This window comes from Zunongwangia endophytica (assembly GCF_030409505.1).
In the GTDB taxonomy this organism is placed as follows: domain Bacteria; phylum Bacteroidota; class Bacteroidia; order Flavobacteriales; family Flavobacteriaceae; genus Zunongwangia; species Zunongwangia endophytica.
In genome coordinates, this window is the sequence record NZ_JAUFPZ010000002.1 from 3,905,001 (window position 1) to 3,907,500 (window position 2,500).

Consider the following 2,500-nt stretch of genomic DNA (forward strand, 5'->3'; position numbering starts at 1 on the left):
AAGGGTTGTATATTTGCATCCGCTTTGACAGCGATGTTCTTTGGAAGTAGCGTTTAAAATTAAGAAAAAAATATTTTTATTTTTTACTTGTGAGTTTTAAAAAGAGTTGTACATTTGCAACCGCTTTAAGAAAAACTTAAAACGCTCTTAAAATACTGATTAACTAGGAAATACCGCTTGGGGTTGTATTAAGGTTCGAGTCCTTTATTTCTATCGAAGGGATTTTTATCCCGGACTTTTAAATGAGTTCATTGACATATTGAATTGACAAACGACATTACTTGAAATTACTTTATTGTAATTTTAAGAAATGGAAGTGTAGAATTAAGAATTAAGACTAGAAAGTCGTCTTTTGAGCTTTAAACTTCTTATTTATATAAGAACGCAAACTTACGATTTGATTGTTACAAAATAATGAAACAACGATGAAGAGTTTGATCCTGGCTCAGGATGAACGCTAGCGGCAGGCTTAACACATGCAAGTCGAGGGGTAACAGAAGAAAGCTTGCTTTTTTGCTGACGACCGGCGCACGGGTGCGTAACGCGTATACAATCTACCTCTTACTGAGGGATAGCCCATGGAAACGTGGATTAATACCTCATAGTATTATTGATCGGCATCGATTAGTGATTAAAGGTTACGGTAAGAGATGAGTATGCGTCCTATTAGCTAGATGGTAAGGTAACGGCTTACCATGGCAACGATAGGTAGGGGTCCTGAGAGGGAGATCCCCCACACTGGTACTGAGACACGGACCAGACTCCTACGGGAGGCAGCAGTGAGGAATATTGGACAATGGGCGAGAGCCTGATCCAGCCATGCCGCGTGCAGGAAGACTGCCCTATGGGTTGTAAACTGCTTTTACAGAGGAAGAAACCCCTTTACGTGTAAAGGGCTGACGGTACTCTGCGAATAAGGATCGGCTAACTCCGTGCCAGCAGCCGCGGTAATACGGAGGATCCAAGCGTTATCCGGAATCATTGGGTTTAAAGGGTCCGTAGGCGGATTTATAAGTCAGTGGTGAAAGTCTTCCGCTTAACGGGAGAACTGCCATTGATACTGTAGATCTTGAATTATTATGAAGTGGTTAGAATGTGTAGTGTAGCGGTGAAATGCATAGATATTACACAGAATACCGATTGCGAAGGCAGATCACTAATAATATATTGACGCTGATGGACGAAAGCGTAGGTAGCGAACAGGATTAGATACCCTGGTAGTCTACGCCGTAAACGATGGTTACTAGCTGTCCGGCCTAATTGAGGGCTGGGTGGTTAAGCGAAAGTGATAAGTAACCCACCTGGGGAGTACGTTCGCAAGAATGAAACTCAAAGGAATTGACGGGGGCCCGCACAAGCGGTGGAGCATGTGGTTTAATTCGATGATACGCGAGGAACCTTACCAGGGCTTAAATGCAGTCTGACAGGGATGGAAACATCTTTTTCTTCGGACAGATTGCAAGGTGCTGCATGGTTGTCGTCAGCTCGTGCCGTGAGGTGTCAGGTTAAGTCCTATAACGAGCGCAACCCCTGTGGTTAGTTGCCAGCACGTAATGGTGGGAACTCTAGCCAGACTGCCGGTGCAAACCGTGAGGAAGGTGGGGATGACGTCAAATCATCACGGCCCTTACGTCCTGGGCCACACACGTGCTACAATGGTAGGGACAGAGAGCAGCCACTGGGCGACCAGGAGCGAATCTATAAACCCTATCACAGTTCGGATCGTAGTCTGCAACTCGACTACGTGAAGCTGGAATCGCTAGTAATCGCATATCAGCCATGATGCGGTGAATACGTTCCCGGGCCTTGTACACACCGCCCGTCAAGCCATGGAAGCTGGGGGTACCTGAAGTCCGTTACCGTAAGGAGCGGCCTAGGGTAAAACTGGTAACTGGGGCTAAGTCGTAACAAGGTAGCCGTACCGGAAGGTGCGGCTGGAACACCTCCTTTCTAGAGCAGAACCTTATTTTAATAAGGAACTGGCAATTAGATATAGGGAAGTTCAAAAGCAAGTCCTTTTGGTCTTGATTCTTAATTTGTCAATTTGATTATATGGACAGTCTCATAGCTCAGCTGGTTAGAGCGCTACACTGATAATGTAGAGGTCGGCAGTTCGAGTCTGCCTGAGACTACTTTAAAGAAGTACTTAAGGGCGAGAGTTTAAAAGTATATGTTCTTACAAGATTTATTGAAAGGAAATTTTAGAGGTTGAGTAGCCGTTATAAGTACTGTTAACTAATAACTGGTTAACTGATCACTAAAAACGGGGGATTAGCTCAGCTGGCTAGAGCGCCTGCCTTGCACGCAGGAGGTCATCGGTTCGACTCCGATATTCTCCACAATTCCTTAGAATTATAAGGAGTAGGATGTTTAAGTCACCAGGAAACGAGCTTAGCATTCACTTGCTTGTAATTTGTTTTAATAGGAAAAACGTTCATTGACATATTGAGAAATAAAGAATACGAGAAACTAACGCTTATTATGCGATAGAGTTTTTTAT

Annotated in this window: 2 tRNA genes and 1 rRNA gene; all 3 read left to right on the top strand. The window is 44.1% G+C overall.

Annotated elements, in window-relative coordinates:
• The first annotated feature begins 422 nt into the window (after positions 1-422).
• The 3 genes from QWY91_RS17150 to QWY91_RS17160 all read left to right on the top strand — a co-directional run bounded on the left by QWY91_RS17150 (position 423) and on the right by QWY91_RS17160 (position 2,339).
• Positions 423-1,950, top strand: a 16S ribosomal RNA gene (locus QWY91_RS17150).
• Positions 1,951-2,058: 108 nt separating this feature from the next.
• A tRNA-Ile gene (locus QWY91_RS17155) sits at positions 2,059-2,132 on the top strand.
• 133 nt (positions 2,133-2,265) lie between these two features.
• A tRNA-Ala gene (locus tag QWY91_RS17160) sits at positions 2,266-2,339 on the top strand.
• Positions 2,340-2,500 lie beyond the last annotated feature (161 nt).